The 3,052-nt window shown below is 66.3% G+C and carries 3 protein-coding genes; 1 reads left to right on the top strand and 2 read right to left on the bottom strand.

The genetic code is table 11. The features are described 5' to 3' along the window. Positions 1 to 295, top strand: a 295-nt coding sequence (locus ACXJL8_RS37750; RefSeq protein WP_456686682.1) for a LysR substrate-binding domain-containing protein, incomplete at its 5' end; no start/stop codon positions are given. Positions 296 to 425: 130 nt separating this feature from the next. Here the strand turns inward: ACXJL8_RS37750 and iaaH are convergent. Together iaaH and ACXJL8_RS37760 are read right to left on the bottom strand one after the other, a co-directional pair. After that, positions 426 to 1,847 (bottom strand): indoleacetamide hydrolase, encoded by a 1,422-nt coding sequence (iaaH, locus tag ACXJL8_RS37755; RefSeq protein ID WP_456686683.1) that lies wholly within the window; start codon positions 1,845 to 1,847, stop codon positions 426 to 428. Between the two features lie 77 nt (positions 1,848 to 1,924). After that, positions 1,925 to 3,052: DUF6537 domain-containing protein (locus tag ACXJL8_RS37760; RefSeq protein WP_456686684.1), on the bottom strand; the 1,128-nt coding region annotated here is incomplete at its 5' end.

Consider the following 3,052-nt stretch of genomic DNA (forward strand, 5'->3'; position numbering starts at 1 on the left):
GGGCGCGCCGGCATCGGTACGGATCTCCGGCAGCTTCATCACCAACAGCGGTGAGGCCTTGCGGAAGGTGGCGCTGCAAGGCGCCGCGGTCTGTCTGATGGCCGGGTTTCTCATTCGGGACGATCTCGAAGCCGGTCACCTCGTTCGGCTCCTGCCCGAATATCGTCCTGTCGAGATGTCGATGAACGCGGTCTATCCGCACAAGCATCATCTGTCGGCGAAGGTCAGGACCTTCATCGACATGCTCGTGCACCACAGCGCCGAACAGCAGAAGCTGATCAATCCGTATTCATGACTGGCGCGGCGGCACACCGTAGGGTGGGCAAAGGCGCGCTTGCGCCGTGCCCACCATCTTCCTGCGAATCTACAAGAGGTGGGCACGCTTCGCTTTGCCCACCCTACAAGGATCTCGGACCCGCAACGCTCTAGCGCGACGGCGGCGGCAGCCGTCCGAATACGGCGTCGAGCGCGATGCCGATCGCAAGCAACCGGCGGTCGCTTCCGGCCGGGCCGTCGAGTTCGAGACCGACAGGCAGTTGGCTCGTGGCGCCAAGCGCGATCGGAATCTGGATGCCGGGAATGCCGGCATTGCTGCCGGGATCGGTGTTCTGGATGAACAGGCCGAAATTTTCGAGACTGCTGGAGTCGGGACCGGAGGCAATGGCGACGCGTGGCGTGGTCGGGAAGGCGATGGCGTCCAGCCTGTTGCCGGCAAAGGTGCTCTCGTAGAGCGCTTGCAGCGCCGGGCGCGCGGTCTTGATTGCGTGGTCATAAACCGGCTTGGCATCGACCAGCGTGTTGTCGGGCCCGAACAGCTCGCGCGGGATCACCAGGCCGTCATAGGTGCCCTTCACGTCGGGGCTGGCGATCTCCTTTGCCAGCGCTTCGACGGTGATACCGGTGCCGGTGTGTGCGAGATAGGCGACCAGGTCGTCATAGGCCTCGTACAGCGCGACGGGAAAGCTGGCCTGGCCGTTGAGCTCGGCGAGTTGCGGCATCTCGATCTCGATCATCGTGATGCCCTGCGCTTTCATCTGCGCGACCGCCGCGTGGAAGGYGGCTTCGGTGTCGGCATCGAGATTGGCCAGCATGGTCTTCACGATGCCGATGCGGACCTGCTTCAGATCGGCCGGCGCAACGGGCTCACCGCCAGCAATGACGCGGTCGAGCAACGCGACATCGGCCATGGTCGCAGCCATTGGCCCTGCGGTGTCGCGGGTGTGGGAGATCGGCGCGATGCCGTCTTGCGGATAGCGTCCGACGGTCGGACGCAGCGAGGCGCATCCGTTCAGTGCGGCAGGCACCCTGACCGAGCCGCCGGTGTCGGTGCCGAGGCCTCCGGCGACGATCCGCGCGCCGATCGCGGCCCCCGTTCCGGAGGACGAACCGCCCGCGATCAGGCGCCTGTCATAGGCATTGCGCACGCCGTATTCGGAGCCGGTCTTGAACGCGGTGTTGTAGCCGGAAATGCCGAAGGCGAGCTCGTGCATGCTGGTCTTGCCGATGATGATCGCGCCGGCGGCACGCAGCCTTGCTGCCACGGGGGCGTCGCCTTTCGGGACGAAGCTCATGAGCGCCGGCGTTCCTGCGCTGCAGGGCAAGCCGGCCACCTCGATGTTGTCCTTGATCACGATGGGAACGCCGCCGAGCGGTTTTGTCTTGTCGCCCGTTGCGTCGAACGCAGCCGCGGCCTTCAGGGCGCCGGCCTCGTCCACGGTGACGAAGGCGTTGAGATCCGTGTTGGCTTTGGCGCGGGCAAGGGCTTCCGTGGTGAGCGCGGTGCTCGTGACTTTTCCGGCGCGAAGCTCGGCCGCGGCCTGGGTCAGGGTCAACTGGTCAAAATCCATGATGCGTCACCCGATTGCAGGGGCACCATGAGGGTGCTCCTTCAAGGAGGCGAGGCTGAGGCCTCGCCGGCTTTGCGTCAACCGTGGGCCCGCATTTTTGGTGACGGCGACGCCGCGGAAGCCGCGAGCAGCCGTTCCACCTCGGTCTTCACCTTCGCAATGGCGGCGTCCTTCACCGGGCCATAGCCGCGGATATCCATCGGCGCCCTGGCGATCGCGATGAGGTCAGGCAGGTGCGTGGCGTCGAGGCCTTCGAGCATCTGCGCGATCAATTCCTCGTACCAGGCGATCAGCTCCCGCTCGGCGCGCCGTTCCGCCGTGTAGCCGAACGGATCGAACGGCGTGCCGCGCAAACCCTTCAACCGCGCCAGCACTTCGAGCGGCATCTGGATCCACTGGCCGAAGGCGCGCTTGCGCGGACGGCCGCGGGCGTCGCGCTTCGAGGGCAGCAAGGGCGGTGCAAGATGGTAATTCACCCTGAAATCGCCCTCGAATTCACGCTTCAATTCGTCGAGGAAGCCGCTCCGCATGTGCAGGCGCGCCACCTCATATTCATCCTTGTAGGCCATCAGCTTGAACAGGGCGCGCGCAACCGCGTCGGTCAGCACCTCGCTGTTCAGCGCGGCCTCCGCGTTGCGGACCTTTGCGACGGTTGCCCGATAGCGCGCCGCGTAGGCGGCATCCTGATAGGCGGTGAGAAATTCGGTGCGCCGGTCGATGAGCTGATCGAGCGTCTCTCGTGCCGGCGCGCCGTCCGATGTCGGCAGGAAGTCCGGATCCGCGGCCGCGATCCGGCCCCAGGCAAACGCCTGCTTGTTGCGTTCGACCGCGACGCCGTTGAGCTCGATCGCGCGCAGCAGCGCCGGCAGCGAGATCGGCACCAGTCCGTGCTGCCAGGCAAAGCCGAGCATGATGATGTTGGCATAGACGGCGTCGCCGAGCAGGCGTTCGGCGAGTCCGTTCGCGTTGATGCTGTCGAGATTGCCGTCGCCGATCACGCGGCTGATCGCGCGCAGGCGGGCGGGCGAGGCCAGATCGGCGTCGCGGAAGCGGACGACGTCGCCGGTCGGCATCTCCGCCGTGTTGACGGCGGCACGCGTGCCGCGCCGGTAGGTGCCGGACGCTTTCGGCGAGGAGCTGACGACGACGTCGCATCCGATCAGCGCATCGGCCGCGCCCTGGTCGATCCGCACCTGGTGCAGCGC

The sequence above is a fragment of the Bradyrhizobium sp. P5_C11_2 genome (assembly GCF_054049755.1).